This window comes from Bacillus sp. FSL K6-2431 (genome assembly GCF_038005165.1).
Taxonomy (GTDB): Bacteria; Bacillota; Bacilli; order Bacillales; family Bacillaceae; genus Bacillus; species Bacillus pumilus.
Genome location: NZ_JBBOSQ010000001.1, coordinates 1,794,924 through 1,812,275, shown reverse-complemented (window position 1 = coordinate 1,812,275; position 17,352 = coordinate 1,794,924). Strand labels below are relative to the sequence as shown.

Sequence of the window (17,352 nt, the reverse complement as noted above, 5' to 3'; positions counted from 1 at the left end):
GGGTTTTTTCTTAGTTCTTGATGAACTTTTCAACTAATGAGCTTGTTTTGTAATCGTTCAAATCAAGTTTCCATTGGTCGATGTCATTTTTCTTCATGTTGACTTCTACTGTTTCTTCAGAAGATGATGGTCCTAATTTTTTGAACTCTTCTGGGTAGATCGAGAGTAGGTATTTTTGAGCTTCATCGTAAGAAGCTGAACGGTTTTTGCTGTAGAACTCAGTCGCTTTTTCTTTTAAACGATCGACAAGCGGGCTTGCATCAATTGGTGTAAGAGTTACAGTCACAACAGCTTTATCACCACTGATCGCTTTTGTTTTTGTTGATACTTTTGATTTTTCAGCTAATGTTTCTTTCACAGCTTTTAGAAGCTTATCAAGGTTTTCGTCCTTCGCTGAGCTAGAAGAAATACCTGATGACGTGATGTAGCCTTGTTTGAATGATTTATCAAATTGGTTGACTACAGTTGATTTGTTATCACCTGTTAGTTTTTCGAACTCGTCGTTATTCTTACCGAAAATCATCACATCAATATAAGAAGAAAGAGCTTTTGCAGATGCTTGAAGTGTATCTGCTTTTTTCATTAAGTCTTTACCTTTAATATCGAATTCTAGTGTTTTGTCATCTTTTTTAGAACCACTACCTGGCTCATTGTACACAAGCTGATAGTCTTTGTCTTTATCAACAACAAAGAAAAGACCGCCTTTTGATACTTTGTCTGCATTTAGAGAGCTTGAAGATAATACTTCATTGTAGTCATCTGGAGAGATCGTAGACACCTGTGAGTCATCTTGGTAAAGCGTAAAGTTGCTTTTATCAACATTTAGAGGCTCTTTGCTGATATTTTTTACAGATACGTTCACTTTTAGTACATACTGATCATCCTGTACAGATGTATCGTATTGAGGTGGTAATGTGTACTCAGCACTTTCTACCTTTACCTCTGCTGCATCAAGAGATTTTGTATCTTTTTCCTTTGCAGCTGACTTTTCTTTTCCACCACTACAAGCAGCAGCGACAACAGTGACACATAAGATCAGAAGAAACAGGGATAATTTCTTTTTAAACATGACGTGTTTTCCTCCTCGGGTTTATGATGAATTTTATTGAAAAGCTTTAGTTCATATCATTCTTTTTGCACAAAAAGAAAAATACTGTATGTTTTTTACTGTAGAATGAAGCGAAAGTACTGTCAATACTTCAGTGCGTTTCTAAGGTCGCACAGCTTCAAGTAGTAAAAATGACACTAAGTTGAAAGGAGAAACTTGTAAAATATGATTTGATGTCTCCTGTAAAAACTCAATATTTTATATTTTAAGGTTTTGAGTCGGATTGTTGAATAGGTTCAAATGACTGTTTTTGATGCTGGTGTCGCAATTAGAAGGATTTTTATGACTTGTAAGTGAGTCTATAGTAATGAATATTTTTTCCTGTAATGTGCATGATCACTAGGTTTGTGTGTTGTTGGCAGAGAGACACATGTCCAGCAAAATGTTGAGGTGTTTAGACAGGCTCTCGACACGGAATGTGTCTTTTCCCTTCAAAATGGCAGTCATCTACACAGAAACCCTACATAAAATAAAAGAGAAACGAATGGAGGTGGATGTATGGCAGTGGTAAGAGCGACAAGCTCTGATATTGACCTCATGGCCAGACTGCTGAGAGCGGAGGCAGAAGGTGAAGGGAAGCAAGGGATGCTGCTTGTAGGAAATGTGGGCATCAACCGGTTGCGTGCCAACTGCTCTGACTTTAAAGGGCTGCGTACGATTCCACAAATGATTTATCAGGAGCATGCATTTGAAGCAGTCACGCATGGTTATTTTTATCAACGAGCACGAGAAACAGAAAAAACACTTGCACGGAGGAATATTAACGGAGAACGATTTTGGCCAGCAAAATTCAGCCTTTGGTATTTTAAGCCGCCTGGTAATTGTCCACCGACATGGTACAATCAGCCGTTTGTGGCAAGGTATAAGTCTCATTGCTTTTATCAGCCAACCGCTGAAACTTGTGAAAATGTCTATAACACCTTTTAGCTTGATGAACAGCACAATCCTCTTAGTCAACGATTGCAGAGGATTGTGTTTTTCTTTTTTTTAAAATGGGTAACCATTGTGTATCAACAAGATGAAGCACGTGATAGGAGGAAATACAGATGTATCAAGATTTAAAAGGGAAAACAGCCATTGTCACAGGTTCTTCAAAAGGAATCGGACAAGCCATCGCATTACGATTTGGACAAGAGCAGATGAATGTGGTTGTGAACTATAAAGGTGATGAAGAGGGTGCTGAAGAAACGGTCCAAGCCATTCAGCAGCGCGGAGGTAGGGCGGTGAAAGTACACGCAGATGTCTCCAAAGAGGAAGGAATTCAATCCATCATGGATACAGCACTGGAGCATTTCGGAACAGTCGATGTGTTCGTCAATAATTCAGGCTTTAATGGTGAAGAAGCGATGCCGCATGAGATGACGCTCAAGCAATGGCAAAAAGTCATTGATGTCAATATCACAGGCGCCTTTTTAGGGGCAAAGGCTGCAATCGCCTATATGATGGAGCATGACATCAAAGGGTCTATTTTAAATATATCCAGTGTCCATCAGGAAATACCGCGCCCGTTCAATGTTCACTATTCCACTTCCAAAGGCGGAATGAACATGATGACAAAAACGCTGGCTCTTGATTATGCAGAAGCAGGGATTCGGATCAATGCAATTGCACCAGGTACAATGGCGACCGAATCAAATGATGATTTGCAGGATGAACAGAAAAAACAAAAGCAGCTTGAAAAGATTCCGATGAGAGCATTTGGCGAACCGAAGGAGATTGGGTCCGCTGCTGCATTTCTCGTATCTAAGGAAGCTTCGTATATCACAGGCACCACTTTATTTGTAGATGGAGGAATGACGCTTTACCCTTCTCAAATCAATGATTAATCCAAAAAAACATCCGCCCAATTAGCCGGCGGATGTTTTTTGTTCGTAGCGGTGTGCGGCTTTGGCTGGTTTGCCGAGCAGCATCGGGTACTTGCTCAGGAAGGAGATACACGGCACCATAAGCAGCAATGTCCCAATCGTGTAAAAGAGAGTCCAAGAGAGCTGCGCTGTATCTGCAATATTGATACCAAGTCCATAATAAACAAATGCTTTCATGATATCGATGCCGGCAAACTGCAAGACAAGAATAACAATGGAATTTCGACCGAGATACGTCAAAATAGGGGACGTTTTGAATTTGAAACTTAAATAAATCACAGCAGCTGAACCGAGCAACGCACATGCATAGAAAAGAAAAAGATCACCATAGTCATTCACGCGCATATCAATCCGCGAATTAAAGCTTTGCATATAAGCCGTCAGTACAAGCAGACCTGTACAAAGAAGAAGGGTTGGGTCTGTTTTTAATTCCACAAACCATTGCTTTGTCAAAAATCCGATTGAATAAAACACAACAGCCGTCAAGGCGACATTGGCATTCCACGGCAGACTTTGGTCTAAAAGCAAGGTTGAGGCATATCCAGCACCTCCGCAAAGGACGGTCAGTAAGATCAAGACAGCAGGTTTCCCTTTTGTCAGACGGTGCATAAAGAAAAAGATCACATCCACTAAAAAGAGCGTCGTTAAAAACCAGATGGCTGGGTTATGCGTGAGTCTAGCTTCATCTGCATTGGATATAAAAATACCTGTAAACGGAACGAAAGGGTCAATATCCGTTTGTCCCTTAAAGGCAAAAAAACGAGTAACGGTGAACCAGAAAACATACGTAATGATGGAGAAATAGAGATAGGGCAAGAGTAAGCTCTTGGCTTTCTTCTGAATAAATGACAGAGCAGGGCGTGAGGATGATCGAAACATCATGCCTGATAGTAAAAAGAAAAGCGGCATATGAAAAGAGTAAATGAATTGCTTGAGCGGATCTGGAATGGGCACATGTGCCATGACTACGAGCAGAATACCAATTCCCTTAGCTGCATCGACCCATTCGAGTCTCTTATTCATGGCCTGTCATCTCCTTCCTTCTAGCGTTGTAAACGTGTCTTTCATATGTACCTCTACTATATAAAAGGTACACCCCTTATGCGTTTACAGTTCGCTAACGATTAGAAGACACATTTGCGATCAGATGACAGGCGGAAGGATTTTGACATCTTGATGTTACATTTCCCATTTCAGATCGTTGACAAAGGGCTAAAATGATTTTATTTCAGCCCTTTGTCTTCAAAATAATTCGGCGATTCGTTTGAAGGAGCGCTGTTTTTCGATCGGATCAAATGAATTGTTTAAAATCATGATATCATCCGTTTGATATCGGTCCATCAAGCTAAGTAATTGCTCTTTCACCGTTGTCTTTGAGCCAACGATCATCCGCTGGCGGTTTAGTAACACTTTTTTCTTTTCCTGCGAGGTGTAGTGATAGGTACTGGCTTCTTCTATAGAAGGTACGCGGCTGTCTAGTCCTTTTTCAACACGCAGCAGCCATAAATCTGTACTGCTGGCGATCCGTTCGGCCTCTTCATCGGTTTCACTACAAATGACAAACACGGCAAACATAGCGTGCGGCTGGGTGGAAAAGACAGATGGAGAAAAGTGAGACCGATACGTCTCAAATGCTTGTTTGCCACGTGCAGGGTGGATAAAGTGACCAAAAATATAGTTGATCCCAAGTTCCGCTGCCTGCATGGCGCTATTTTCTCCTAGACCAAGCAGCCAAACTGGCGGACGAGCATCAACAAGCGGAGAAGCCTTGACCCCTGCATGCGGGTGCCCAGAAGGCAGGCTGTCTGATAAGTAAAATAGAAGATCCTTCAGCTGGCGGTCAAACTGAGACAGGTCTTTATGCACGCCGTCTGTCAAAGCCAGTCTCGTCCTTTCAATCCCGCCCGGAGATTTACCGACACCGATTTCAATTCGTCCAGGATACAGAGCCTCAAGCTGCCGCGTGACCTCTGCTACTTTCAAGGGGCTGTACTGCGGAAGTAAAATGCCGCCAGATCCGGTACGTAAGGTCGATGTATGAGCAGCAATATGTGCCATTAATATTTCAGGTGCTGTACTAGCGAGCCCTCTTGTGCTGTGGTGTTCAGAAAACCAATAACGCTCATACCCAAGCGTTTCCGCAAGCTGAGCCAGCTGCGTTGTGTGAATCAATGTCTCTTGCGCTGTCTGACCTTTAGGAATAGCGACTTGATCTAATATGTGAAGTGATGGCATCATCAACATCCTTTCGATAATACGTTGGATATAAGTATAAAGAAATCCACAGATGGAAGGAAACGAAAGGGTTTATCCTTTGATCTCATGCTTTATCTTTTCTATATCAACATATGAAACCACATCAATACACTATTTATCAGCAAGAGCTGTGGACAAGAATTTTCGACAATGTTTCACATGAAACACTTCATTTACGACATGAACCATTTTCAACATGGATCTTTCGTTAAAAAAATATCATCTGTTTGAAACCTATCTTGAACGTAGATCGTATATACTAGTAAATAGAAAAAAGAGTAAGAGGCTCCAATGTCATTTCATGAATTTTGTCGAATTTTCATGTATGATGATTTTAATAGGGTCCATCGCTTAATAAATAGATTTTTATTATGCTGGAGGAGTGATTGATTTGGCGATTACATTAGAAAAAGGTCAACGTATTGATTTAACAAAAGGGAAGGCAGGACTAACGAATATCCTAGTTGGACTTGGCTGGGACCCTGTATCACAAGGCGGCGGATTTTTAGGAAAGCTGTTTGGCGGCGGAGGCGGCGCTGATATTGATTGTGATGCTTCAGTGCTCATGCTGAAAAATGATAAGTTTACGGAAAATAAAGATTTGATTTATTTTGGCAACTTGAAAAGCAAATGCGGCAGTGTCGAGCATACAGGTGACAACCTGACTGGTGAAGGAGACGGAGATGATGAACAAGTCCTCGTCAACTTGAGCAAGGTGCCGGGCAATGTGAATAAATTGGTGTTTGTTGTGAACATCTATGATGCCCTTAGAAGAAATCAACACTTTGGTATGATTCAAAATGCGTACATTCGCATCGTGGATCGTTCAAACAATCAAGAATTAGTGAAATATAATTTAAAAGATGAGTATGCAGGGAAAACATCATTAATCGTCGGAGAGCTTTATCGTCACGAGAATGAGTGGAAGTTTGCGGCTGTTGGGGACGGTACAAATGATGCGAAGCTTGCCGATATTACGAGAAACTACATTTAATTAGAAGGGAGAGGTTCCTAGTGGGAATTTCTTTAGCGAAAGGTCAAAAAATTGATTTAACAAAAACAAATCCAGGTTTAACAAAAGTGGTCGTAGGTCTTGGCTGGGATGTCAATAAGTATGACGGCGGACAAGACTTTGATCTAGACGCAAGTGTATTTCTTTTAGATGCGGCAGGTAAGGCAAGCTCACCATCTGATTTTGTCTTTTACAATCAAACAACTGGCGGTGGCGGCAGTGTCGTTCATACAGGCGATAACCGCACTGGTGAAGGCGACGGAGATGACGAGCAGGTCAACATCGACTTATCAGCTGTACCAGCGAGTATTGAGAAGATTTCATTTGTCATCACGATTCATGATGCAGAAGCGCGCAGTCAAAATTTCGGACAAGTCACGAACGCATATGTGCGTATTTTAAATGCAGCATCAAATGAAGAGCTCATTCGCTATGATTTGGCGGAGGACTTTTCCATTGAAACAGCGATTATTGTAGGTGAATTATACCGTCATGGCGGAGAATGGAAATTCTCGGCTGTTGGATCGGGCTATCAAGGCGGACTTGCCCGCATTGCAACAGACTTCGGTTTAGATATCGGGTAACGACCCGTTTTCATATTTTCAGGAGACAGGAGAGATACGAATATGGCGATTCAGCTTTCAAAAGGACAACGTGTCGATTTAACAAAAACCAACCCAGGACTGACGAAAGTGATGATCGGTCTTGGCTGGGATACGAATAAATATTCTGGCGGAGCCGAATTTGATTTGGACGCTTCGGCATTCTTAGTGGATGCAAACAATCGTTGTCAGCAAGACACAGACTTTGTTTTCTATAATAACCTTCAGCACCCAAGCGGCAGTGTCACTCATACAGGTGATAACCGGACGGGTGAAGGAGATGGAGATGACGAGCAAATTCTCGTTGATTTCTCAAAAATTCCTGCTAACATTGATCGTATCGGAATTACAGTGACGATTCATGATGCAGAGACGCGCAGCCAGAATTTTGGACAAGTCTCAAATGCGTTTGTTCGTGTTGTAAATGAAGAGGGCGGGGAAGAATTGATTCGCTTTGATTTAGGGGAAGACTTCTCAATTGAAACGGCTGTCGTAGTGTGTGAATTGTACCGACACGAAAGCGATTGGAAGTTTAACGCGATCGGAAGCGGATTCTCTGGCGGACTTGCAGCTCTTTGTCAAAATTATGGGTTAGAAGTATAAACGAGAGAAACAAAATTCAAGAGGCGCTGCCAATGACTCATATGAGGGCCTTTTCCAAAGTGAGAAAGAAACAGCGATCAAGAATAACAGCAGGCGAAAGCCTGCTGATGCTTCTACACTTATAGGAGGAAAACCAGTTGGACATTTTGAAACATATGTTGGACACGTATGCCTCGTTTTTTGATTGGCATATGTGGGCAGAGGTATTAACAAACCCTGTCTCTTGGGGGCTCATTGGGACCCTTGTTGTGCTTGAAGGATTGTTATCAGCAGATAACGCACTTGTATTAGCTGTCATGGTGAAACATTTACCAGAAAAGCAGCGTAAAAAGGCATTAACCTACGGATTAATTGGCGCTTATTTCTTCCGTTTTCTATTCATTGGCGTGGGGATGCTGCTTATTAAGTTCTGGTGGATTAAGGTTCTCGGAGCTGCATATTTAGCATGGCTTGTCATTAAGCATTTCTGGTTAGGTGACGGCGATGACGAAGCGAAGGAATTGAAAAAAGAAGGCTGGATGATTCGCGTATTTGGCGTGTTCTGGGCAACCGTTATTTCTGTGGAAATTATGGACCTTGCCTTCTCGGTGGACAGTATTCTTGCGGCATTCGCTGTATCTGAGGAAGTATGGATTCTTCTATTAGGCGGAATGCTTGGCATTCTCATGATGCGTACAGTGGCACAGTTATTCCTTGTCCTCATTGACCGTATTCCAGAGCTTGAGAATACCGCGTTTATTCTCATCGGGATTATTGCCATCAAAATGGGCTTAAGTGCTGCACATATTGAAATTCCGCATCTTGCATTCTTTGCGATTATTATTCTAGCGTTTATCGGAACGTTTATTGTTCATAAAATCAATAAGAAGAAACATCAAGATGTGACAAATGAAGCTGCGGCTTCAAAAGAAGAATAGGACGATCAAAAAGGAATGGAGTTGAACTAGCGGCTCCATCCTTTTTTGAATCATCAGGTTATTGATTTTCTCTAAACAACAGGAGGTGGCACAGCATGCGGTATTTTCGTTTTTTATCAGAGGCGAGGCAGCACGATCTTTTTTTCAAGCGGCCGGGGGCGATGCATTCACTGACACCGAGGCATGTACTTGCGCATGCATTAGGTGCTACTTTGTATATGCCTGCGACAAGACAAGATTTAGCAGATATGCTGCTGTCGCAGAAATATGAAGCGCTTTGCTCTGTTGTATTTTGCTTGGAGGATGCCATCGGTGATCAAGAAGTGGACATGGCTGAACAGAATCTAGTGGCACAACTGGCCAGTCTCAAAGAGAAAGTCACGCATGCGCCTGAAACGGCTGAACATTTGCCTCTTATATTTATTCGCGTTCGTTCGCCGAAACAGCTGCTCAAAATGGCAGACTTGCTCGGTTCCTCTCTTCAATTACTTACCGGTTTTGTGTTCCCGAAGTACTCGGTTCATAATGCGAAGGATTATTTGGACAGTCTGAAACAGGCATCGTCCCAAACGCAGACAACACTTTATGGGATGCCCATTTTGGAAACACCTGATTTACTAGAAAAAGAAACAAGATATACGGTGTTGTCAGAGTTAAAGCAGATCTTGCTGAATGACGAGGAATATATTTTGAATATTCGCATTGGGGCAACAGATCTTTGCGGTTTGTACGGGATTCGCCGTGATCGTGACACGACCATTTATGAAATTAATTTGATTGCTGATCTGATCACAGATATCATCAATTATTTTGGCCGTTCCTTTGTGGTGTCAGGTGCTGTGTGGGAGCATTTTGGCCCTGCACGAAAGGAACAAAAGCCATTCATCCGGGCACTTTCTCATAAGAGTGGTGAATCGTCTTCATCTGAATTTGATGACGTACAAGGTTTACTCAAGGAGACAAAACTCGATGTGGCTAACGGCATTCATGGAAAGACGGTCATTCATCCAACACATCTCAAGCCGGTTCAAAGCATGTATGTTGTGACGAAGGAAGAGTATATGGATGCATTAAGCATTCTTGAACATGCAGACGGCACAGTTGGCGTAATGAAGAGTACCTTCTCTAATAAAATGAATGAAACGAAGCCCCATTACAGATGGGCAGAGCACATTTTAATGAAGTCAGATATTTACGGGGTGTTTCATGAAAATAGAAGCTATATCGACATACTCACAGAAACAGAAGCCGCATACGCTGAGCATCTTGGAACATATGGAAGTTGAGCTTGTTCTCAAAGAAGGTGCGCTTCAGCTAGAAAAAGAGCATCTTTTTGACATGGCTGCAAGGGTGAACAAAAAAAGAGCCTTTTTATTCGTTAGTAAGGTGCTCGGTAAGCACATTCCTGTTCATCCAGTAAAACCGCTCCTTGTCTCGGGACTTTTAGCCATGGCGTATGCCAAAGAGCAAACAGGCAAGACGTCTCCATATCAAGAGCTTTTAGTAGAAGCACTCAAGACGGATGACCACACGGTATTAACTAAAGCCTACGAAGCGCTCAAAAAAGAGAAGCTTTCAACAGGAAAACAGCCGATCGTGATCGGCTTTGCAGAAACAGCCACAGCTCTTGGTCACGGTGTGTATGACGTATTAGAAGGAGCATCTTACATTCATACGACACGTGAACAGCTGCTGGATCTTGATCCTTCATTGGTATTTGAAGAAGAGCATTCGCATGCAACGGATCAGCTTTGTTATGCAGACGAAGCATTACTTCGCACAAACCGTCCCATCGTGCTAGTAGATGATGAAGTCACGACAGGCCGTACGAATATCAATATCATTCGGGACCTTCATGCAAAGCATCCGCGGCATTCTTACACGATTCTTTCTATTTTAGACTGGCGGACAGAGGAGCACGAGAAAGCCATGTGTGAGCTTGAAAAGGAGCTTGGTATTCACATCACCTCATTGTCTTTATTAAAAGGGCAAATGGTTTTTCGAGGCAAAACGCTCGATGAACCAGCTTATTCGTATGAGATAGCTGAGCAAAAGGATCTGCCAAGTCTCTCTGTTCACTCCCTTCAATCTTTCTTTCAGCAAGAGCCATATGCACGTTCTCATGCAACCAATTCGGCTGGTCATTCGCCATATATACATGAAACGGGTCGTTTTGGTTTAAACGCAGCAGATACGGCAGCCATCGACCAAGCAGCTGCAGAGGCTGGGCTGCAACTAAAGCAGGATCGCAAAGGAAAGCAGACACTTTGTTTAGGAACAGGTGAGCTGATGTATGTGCCGATGAGAGTGGCTGCACATATGGGAGAGGGCGTTCTCTTTCATTCAACGACGAGAAGCCCAATTCATCCAGTTGAAAAGGATGGATACGCTGTTCAAAATGGGTTCACCTTTGTGAGTCCAGAGGATGCTCGAATCCAGCATTACGTGTACAACATACCAAAAGGTCAATACGATGATGTATTTCTCTTCTTTGAGAAAAAGGTCTCTCAGGAGGCATTGCTTCCGCTTGTTCATTTATTTGCCGAGCGGCATGTGAGGCATGTGCATATTGTGACTTTATCAGACGAGGTGAAGGTGAATGGCTAATGTGTATACAAAGATGGGAAGCTATCCAGAGCAGGATGTAACCTTCTTACTCAAAGATTTATCATCCATTGAGATGGAGAAAAGTACAGAGGAGCGGGAGCGTTCGATTCAGAGTGGTGCCCATTATTCAGAAATGCTGCCGATTGAATATAAACCAACGGAATCTTATATGGATTTATTCTATGAATCTCTGAAAGAAAGTAAGGAGAAGGTAGCAGAAGCAGTAGCTGTTGTAGCAGAACAGATTGTGAAAAAGCGAGGCTTTCAAACGGTGCTTTGCAGTTTGGCTAGAGCGGGAACGCCGATCGGGGTACTTATCAAACGATATATTCGAAAGACATATGGTCTTGAACTGCCTCATTACAGCATCTCGATTATTCGTGATCGAGGAATAGATGAGAATGCGCTACATTATATGCTCAAGGAACATCCGGGCTATGAGATTGCCTTTATTGATGGATGGACCGGAAAAGGTGCGATTTCGAGAGAGCTCCAAAAAGCGGTGATTGATTTTGAAAGAAAGTACGGTATTCGTCTTTCTAGTGAACTGGCTGTACTCGCTGATCCTGGCTATTGTACACATGTCTACGGAACGAGAGAGGATTTTCTCATTCCAAGTGCTTGCCTGAATTCGACTGTATCTGGACTTGTTAGTCGTACCGTACTAAACAACCGCTGGATCAATGCCGATGATTTCCATGGGGCAAAATATTATGAAGAGCTGCTTGAAGAGGATGTATCCAATCTGTATGTGGATACAATCGAAGAAGCATTTTCTAGCCTCGAACCAAATATAGAAGAGAAAGCAGAGACCATCCTCACGCAAGGAATGCCTGCGGATTGGCGAGGGATGGCGTCCATTGAAGCGATCGGTCAGGAGTTTCAAATTGAAAACACCCATTTGATTAAGCCGGGTGTTGGTGAGACGACTCGTGTGCTGCTGAGAAGAATCCCTTGGAAAATCTTGATTCAGCCTGGGTCTCAGGAGAAGCTAAAGCATATTTTGCTTTTGGCAGAGGACAGAGGCGTTCCTGTCATTGAATATGCCAATATGTCCTATACGTGCTGTGGACTCATTCGTCCGCTGGAGCAGACGTCATGAAGACAAGTGCGTTTGCCAGCGATTTAGACCGGACACTGATTTACTCACACCGAGTGCTGGATCAGTATGAGTATGAAGGAGATTATGATTTAGTTGAGATGCTGGATGAACGTCCGCTTTCCTATATGTCGGTTGAAACGAAGAAGTCTTTGCAGATGATTCATCAGTTAGGCTGGTTCATTCCAGTGACGACAAGAACGACCGCTCAGTATGAACGGATCACCTTCTTTCAGCAAGAGCTCAAACCGGAGTATGCCATCACGACAAATGGGGGCTGTATCCTTCATCACGGCAAGCCGCTTGAGAATTGGCAGGTCATCGTTGATGAGAGGCTCAAAGCGTGTATGTCAGTCAGAGAGATGCTAAGAGCCATCTCCGAACTTCCAGTTGCCGCATGGGTGAAGCGTACCCGGACAGCAGAGGGAAGATTTCTTTATTTGATTATGAAAGATGAGTATCTGTCTCGCATTCCACTTGCTGAATTGAAGCAGTGGGGCGAGGAGAGAGGCTGGCAGGTGTCTCTACAAGGACGGAAGCTTTACTTTATTCCGTCACCGCTCAATAAGTGGGATGCTGTTGCTTTTCTAAAGGAGCGGCTGGAGCTTGAATATGTATACGGTGCGGGTGATTCCCTCTTAGATGTAGGTCTCATTCGTCAGGCAGATATGGGCTTTGCCCCAAGGCATGGAGAAGTGCTCGACTTTGATCCATTGCTTGAGCCGACAGCAGCATCTGGCATGGCAGCAGCAGATGAAATCACCGCTTGTGTCATGAACCAGATGACGACCGCAAAAAAGCCTTCGATTCGATAGCAGAAGTAGAAGGGTGAATGATATGATAGTAGTAGCTTTCGAGAAAATATAGGAGAAAGGAAGGAGCGGCGTGAGTTATAAAGAAATCAATGTTAACCAAACACGGGCGGAGCAGGAAGCCTGGAAAAACGTGCTGAAAAAGCCGCTCCCTGAAAGAGACGGTTATGTAAAGGACGAGCATACATTGTCCTTGCCGCGTCTCGCCGCCCGGGTCCTTGGAACTCCGCATGATGCAACCGATTATTTTATTTATTTACATGAATTATATGAAACAGATGGCGTTCACATTTTAAGTGAAACGCTCAATCGTCATATTGAGCCGGAGCATTTTCAAGCGCTTCAACGCATTCATTTGATTAACCAAGAAGAAAAAGGATTATCTGTGAATCGCTTTGTGGCTTTCTTAGATGGTGAACAGCTGATTGTACGCCATCCAAACCCTGTGATGAACCGGCATATCCGCCTTTCATTGATCAAGGTGTTTGAGCATTTCAAACAGCTGCATGAAGGGGGATTTCAGCATCCCGATTTCCGCCGGGTACTCCTGGATGTAGTGAAGTTTTCAAATAATCATCTAGGTCCATGGCTGAAGGAAGTCAATATAGAAGAAAAAATGCCGGCTGTCATTTGGTATGGAGAGGCGAATAAAAGTCAGCTTTATTTTCTTTACTATGTCATGCTGATTGGCTGTGATGTTGTGCTATTTCATCCAGAGGGCGAGGATTCATTCCGCGAACTAGATCCAGAAGAAAAGCTGACTTTTATTGATCAGTATCCGGGGACTTCAAAGCTGGAACCGTTCCCTACTGAAAAGCCTGAGAGGAAGTCAACGGTGGCGTACCGCTCGACAAGAGAGCTTGAAGAGGTGCTCCACACGGAAGATTCAATGCTGTATAAGCCTTGGCAATTCAGAGATCATACTCCTCATTCTATTACGCTGAAGACAACGTATGATGAGCTGTTTTTAATTGCAAAGGAACGCTCCTTTATCCGCCCTAATTTTCAAGCAGACCGCGACACGATACAGATTCCGAACCTCTTTGCGAAAATGATGGGAGTCACACGAGACAAGCGTGAATACTGGGATCGTATCCACACGTTAATGGAATGGAAAGAGACGAAGACCATTCGCCATTTTCCTTTTACGAAAGAAGTGTCTTCGAATTATCAATTTCATTATCAGCATGCCCTTTCGTCTGCTGGAGAGATTGAACCTGAATTATTAATGAAAAGCAACGTGTGGCAGTTTTCTCATCTATATGAGGGGACGCAGCGTGCGATAGCAGAGGCGATATCTCGAATCTGTCAGCATCCGAAGCTATTAAAAGAAGGCAATGAGACTGAATTAGATGTCCGTATTTATTTATTCAAACAGGTACTGCATATCGGCCAGGAGCTCATTGAACTCATTCAAACCTTTGATTATGCACAAACCGTACCGAAAGTGATTTTATATCATACGGAATATAATGGTGAGCTGACTCGTTCTGATGCGGCTGCCCTGATTTTTCTAAATGAAATGGGTGTGGATCTCTTCGTGTATCATCCGGCGGGATACCAGTGTATTGAGCGGTATATAGATGACCAATTATTTGATACCCATTGGCTTGATGAGATGGTTATGAACCAGGAGTTTAAAGAGCCGTCCATCGTTAGAAAATTATTTCAATCCATTAAAAACAGATAAGGAGATCAAAGCTTATGACAAATACAAACGGAAATGACATCATTTCAATTGATAAAGAGGAAATCTCCATTGAGAAGGCAGACGATATTCGCGTTCAGCTTCGAAATGAACCAGAAGTGCAAAATATTGCGAGACAGATCGATGCGAAAAATCAGCTGGAGCTGCTTGAATACGGAAAACAGCCGGCCGTTGAAATCTCTAAGTTCTCTGATCGTATTCTTTCGATGATGCGTTCAACTAGTGTCACTGACTCAGGAACGATGCTGACGCAGCTTGGAAAAATTATGGATCGTTTTGATAAAAATGATTTTGACGAGCCAAAGGGTGGTTTACTGTCAAAAATCTTTAAACGCGGCGGCAGCATGATTGAAAAGATTTTCAGTAAATATCAAACGCTCGGTGCAGAGATTGAAAAAATTAATGTAGAGATCAGTAAATATAAAGACGAAATGACCAAATCGACTGTGACGCTTGAAGAAATGTATGAGCATAACATTCAATACTATATGGAGCTTGAAAAGTATGTCGTTGCAGGTCAAATGAAAATCGAGGAATTAAAGCAATTGGTTCCTTCTTATGAAGAAAAAGCAGCTAGTGGAAACCAGCTCGCACAAATGGAGCTTGATACACTTCGTAACGGCATTCAAGCGTTGGAAGAGCGTGTATATGACCTTGATATGGCACGGATGGTGGCTCTTCAAACAGCACCGCAAATTCGTTTGCTGCAGCGTGGGAATACGAAACTAATCGGTAAAATCAACTCAGCGTTCATTATCACGATTCCGATCTTTAAAAATGGCATCATTCAAGCTGTGACAGCGAAAAGACAAAAGCTTGTGGCTGATTCAATGAGTGAGCTGGATAGAAGAACAAATGAAATGCTGAAACGAAATGCTGAAAACATCTCAAGCCAAAGTGTAGAGATTGCCAAATTGTCTGGACGTCCAAGTATCGACATTGAAACGATCGAATCTTCCTTTAATACGATTGTACAAGGGATGAAAGAGACAAAACAGATCGAAGAAGAAAACAAACGATTACGCGAAGATGGAACAAAGCGTATGCTTGAATTGCAAGATAATATTAAGCGAGCTGCACTAGAGTCCTAAAAAATAAGCTGTCTGTAACTAAAGTTGCAGGCAGTTTTTTAATATTTTAATTAAAATTTGAATGAAAAAGGTTTCTATGTGACCATTTTCGGGTAAATCCTGTTCAGGGGAATGGTTCACCCATGTTCGAAAAAGTTCGCTATGGTGAGGATTTGAGTTATTTTTTAGCACAATTAGGAATTTCCAGTAAAATATTGTCTGATGAGAGGAAATACCCCGTAAAATATGTTGTTTATGAAGCATTCTATAGGATTTACGAGTAATACGGCGTATAAACTCTAATCACTAGACCTCTTATATGGAATTCATACATATTGTGCAGAAATAAGCGAATTCTAAAGATTGTTCGCATCATAACGCTTATGTTACGGTTATAAAGATGCTAATTTGGAGGGAAAATATGAATTCTGAAGAGAGAAATATCAAAATCAAGATAAATAATGTATCTAAAATTTTCGGTAAAAATGCTAAAAAAGCAACTCAAATGCTTGAAAAAGGAAAAACAAAAAGAGAGATCCTAAAAGAGACCGGCGCAACAGTTGGTGTCAATCGAGCAAATTTTGATGTGTATGACGGCGAGATATTTGTCATCATGGGGCTATCAGGGAGCGGAAAGTCCACACTTGTGCGGCTGCTAAATAGGTTAATCGAACCAACCTCCGGCGAAATATATATTGATGGGGATATGATAACAAATATGTCAAAGGATCAATTGCGTGAAGTCAGACGGAAAAAGATCAGCATGGTCTTCCAAAACTTCGCATTGTTCCCGCACCGCACCATTCTTGAGAACACAGAGTATGGTCTTGAATTACAAGGTGTAGACAAAGAAGAGCGCCACTCAAAAGCGCTTGAATCTTTAAAGCTTGTTGGACTTGAAGGCTTTGAAGAGCAATATCCAAACCAATTAAGTGGTGGGATGCAGCAGCGTGTTGGATTGGCACGTGCATTAGCAAATGACCCTGACATCTTATTAATGGATGAAGCATTCAGCGCACTCGATCCATTAATTCGTAAAGACATGCAGGATGAATTGCTTGAGCTTCACACATCTGTAGGAAAAACGATCATTTTCATTACCCATGATTTAGATGAGGCGCTTCGGATTGGCGACCGCATTGTGCTCATGAAGGACGGGAATATCGTCCAAATCGGAACACCAGAAGAAATTTTGATGAACCCATCGAATGAATATGTTGAACGTTTCGTTGAAGATGTCGACCTTTCTAAAGTATTAACCGCTGGTCATATTATGAAACGTGCAGAAACAGTCCAGCTCGACAAAGGGGCACGTGTTGCGCTCACGCTCATGAAAAACCTTGGAATTTCGTCAATCTATGCAGTTGATAAGAAAAAGCATTTATTAGGTGTTATTTCTGCACAAGCAGCAAAAAAGGCGGCAGAAATGGGAGCATCGCTTGAAACTGTTCTTGATAAAGAATTCACGACAGTATTGGAATCTACGTATTTGACAGAAATCTTTGATGCAGTGTCTGATGCGGCAAACATTCCAATTGCCGTTGTCGATGAGAAAAACAGAATGAAGGGTATTGTGGTCAGAGGTGCATTAATTGGTGCGTTATCAGGTAATGATGAGTATATCAACATGTCTTCTAACAAGCTTGAGGAAATTAAAACACAAGAGCCTTCTGCACAGGAGGTAGAATAAGAT

At 42.4% G+C, this 17,352-nt stretch carries 16 protein-coding genes; 13 read left to right on the top strand and 3 right to left on the bottom strand.

The window, feature by feature from the left end; all coding sequences use genetic code 11:
• Positions 1-10: 10 nt before the first annotated feature.
• Complete coding sequence (locus MHH40_RS08845) at positions 11-1,069, bottom strand: DUF4352 domain-containing protein (protein ID WP_003217128.1); 1,059 nt, start codon at positions 1,067-1,069, stop codon at positions 11-13.
• Between the two features lie 537 nt (positions 1,070-1,606).
• Here MHH40_RS08845 and MHH40_RS08840 point away from each other — a divergent pair.
• Both MHH40_RS08840 and MHH40_RS08835 read left to right on the top strand, forming a co-directional pair.
• The gene (locus MHH40_RS08840; RefSeq protein WP_003217242.1) at positions 1,607-2,035 is read left to right on the top strand and encodes a cell wall hydrolase; all 429 of its coding nucleotides are present in this window, start codon (positions 1,607-1,609) and stop codon (positions 2,033-2,035) included.
• A 119-nt stretch (positions 2,036-2,154) separates the two neighbouring features.
• Complete coding sequence (locus MHH40_RS08835; protein WP_003217170.1) at positions 2,155-2,934, top strand: glucose 1-dehydrogenase; 780 nt, start codon at positions 2,155-2,157, stop codon at positions 2,932-2,934.
• Between the two features lie 21 nt (positions 2,935-2,955).
• Here the strand turns inward: MHH40_RS08835 and MHH40_RS08830 are convergent, their stop codons facing one another.
• Together MHH40_RS08830 and MHH40_RS08825 are read right to left on the bottom strand one after the other, a co-directional pair.
• A complete protein-coding gene (locus MHH40_RS08830; protein WP_340900952.1) occupies positions 2,956-3,996 on the bottom strand; it encodes an acyltransferase family protein in 1,041 nt (346 codons plus the stop codon).
• Positions 3,997-4,215: 219 nt separating this feature from the next.
• Complete coding sequence (locus MHH40_RS08825; RefSeq protein WP_340900950.1) at positions 4,216-5,208, bottom strand: LLM class flavin-dependent oxidoreductase; 993 nt, start codon at positions 5,206-5,208, stop codon at positions 4,216-4,218.
• A 412-nt stretch (positions 5,209-5,620) separates the two neighbouring features.
• On the opposite strand from MHH40_RS08825, the gene MHH40_RS08820 reads away from it, so the two are divergent.
• From MHH40_RS08820 to opuAA, 11 genes are all read left to right on the top strand, one after another.
• Positions 5,621-6,223 (top strand): TerD family protein, encoded by a 603-nt coding sequence (locus tag MHH40_RS08820; protein WP_044139240.1) that lies wholly within the window; start codon positions 5,621-5,623, stop codon positions 6,221-6,223.
• Between the two features lie 20 nt (positions 6,224-6,243).
• Positions 6,244-6,825 carry a TerD family protein gene (locus MHH40_RS08815; RefSeq protein WP_003217119.1) on the top strand — a complete coding sequence of 194 codons (582 nt, stop codon included), beginning with the start codon at positions 6,244-6,246 and terminating at the stop codon, positions 6,823-6,825.
• 42 nt (positions 6,826-6,867) lie between these two features.
• Positions 6,868-7,446 (top strand): TerD family protein, encoded by a 579-nt coding sequence (locus MHH40_RS08810; RefSeq protein ID WP_003216935.1) that lies wholly within the window; start codon positions 6,868-6,870, stop codon positions 7,444-7,446.
• A 137-nt stretch (positions 7,447-7,583) separates the two neighbouring features.
• Positions 7,584-8,363, top strand: a complete 780-nt coding sequence (locus MHH40_RS08805) for a TerC family protein (RefSeq protein WP_012008834.1) — start codon at positions 7,584-7,586, stop codon at positions 8,361-8,363.
• A 95-nt stretch (positions 8,364-8,458) separates the two neighbouring features.
• Entirely contained in the window at positions 8,459-9,649 is a 1,191-nt protein-coding gene (locus tag MHH40_RS08800) for an HpcH/HpaI aldolase/citrate lyase family protein (protein ID WP_050943305.1), read from the top strand.
• On the top strand, positions 9,639-10,970 hold the full coding sequence (locus MHH40_RS08795; protein ID WP_050943303.1) for a phosphoribosyltransferase family protein: 1,332 nt from the start codon (positions 9,639-9,641) through the stop codon (positions 10,968-10,970). The genes MHH40_RS08800 and MHH40_RS08795 overlap by 11 nt, the downstream gene beginning before the upstream one ends.
• On the top strand, positions 10,963-12,072 hold the full coding sequence (locus tag MHH40_RS08790; protein WP_050943301.1) for a cysteine protease StiP family protein: 1,110 nt from the start codon (positions 10,963-10,965) through the stop codon (positions 12,070-12,072). Before MHH40_RS08795 ends, MHH40_RS08790 begins: the two co-directional genes overlap by 8 nt.
• Positions 12,069-12,884, top strand: coding sequence for an HAD family hydrolase (locus tag MHH40_RS08785; RefSeq protein WP_050943299.1), 816 nt, complete (start codon positions 12,069-12,071; stop codon positions 12,882-12,884). The genes MHH40_RS08790 and MHH40_RS08785 overlap by 4 nt, the downstream gene beginning before the upstream one ends.
• 70 nt (positions 12,885-12,954) lie before the next feature.
• Entirely contained in the window at positions 12,955-14,571 is a 1,617-nt protein-coding gene (locus MHH40_RS08780) for a YceG family protein (protein WP_050943297.1), read from the top strand.
• 14 nt (positions 14,572-14,585) lie between these two features.
• Positions 14,586-15,680 (top strand): toxic anion resistance protein, encoded by a 1,095-nt coding sequence (locus MHH40_RS08775; protein ID WP_003217200.1) that lies wholly within the window; start codon positions 14,586-14,588, stop codon positions 15,678-15,680.
• Positions 15,681-16,080: 400 nt separating this feature from the next.
• Complete coding sequence (gene opuAA, locus MHH40_RS08770) at positions 16,081-17,349, top strand: glycine/proline betaine ABC transporter ATP-binding protein OpuAA (protein WP_003216978.1); 1,269 nt, start codon at positions 16,081-16,083, stop codon at positions 17,347-17,349.
• The last annotated feature ends 3 nt before the right edge of the window (positions 17,350-17,352 follow it).

Coding starts and splice junctions, on each gene's coding strand:
- MHH40_RS08825 (WP_340900950.1), bottom strand. CDS start 5,208: ATGCCATCACTTCACATATTAGATCAAGTCGCTATTCCTAAAGGTCAG.
- MHH40_RS08785 (WP_050943299.1), top strand. CDS start 12,069: ATGAAGACAAGTGCGTTTGCCAGCGATTTAGACCGGACACTGATTTAC.
- opuAA (WP_003216978.1), top strand. CDS start 16,081: ATGAATTCTGAAGAGAGAAATATCAAAATCAAGATAAATAATGTATCT.
- MHH40_RS08795 (WP_050943303.1), top strand. CDS start 9,639: ATGGAAGTTGAGCTTGTTCTCAAAGAAGGTGCGCTTCAGCTAGAAAAA.
- MHH40_RS08845 (WP_003217128.1), bottom strand. CDS start 1,069: ATGTTTAAAAAGAAATTATCCCTGTTTCTTCTGATCTTATGTGTCACT.
- MHH40_RS08830 (WP_340900952.1), bottom strand. CDS start 3,996: ATGAATAAGAGACTCGAATGGGTCGATGCAGCTAAGGGAATTGGTATT.
- MHH40_RS08800 (WP_050943305.1), top strand. CDS start 8,459: ATGCGGTATTTTCGTTTTTTATCAGAGGCGAGGCAGCACGATCTTTTT.
- MHH40_RS08840 (WP_003217242.1), top strand. CDS start 1,607: ATGGCAGTGGTAAGAGCGACAAGCTCTGATATTGACCTCATGGCCAGA.
- MHH40_RS08790 (WP_050943301.1), top strand. CDS start 10,963: ATGGCTAATGTGTATACAAAGATGGGAAGCTATCCAGAGCAGGATGTA.
- MHH40_RS08810 (WP_003216935.1), top strand. CDS start 6,868: ATGGCGATTCAGCTTTCAAAAGGACAACGTGTCGATTTAACAAAAACC.
- MHH40_RS08835 (WP_003217170.1), top strand. CDS start 2,155: ATGTATCAAGATTTAAAAGGGAAAACAGCCATTGTCACAGGTTCTTCA.
- MHH40_RS08775 (WP_003217200.1), top strand. CDS start 14,586: ATGACAAATACAAACGGAAATGACATCATTTCAATTGATAAAGAGGAA.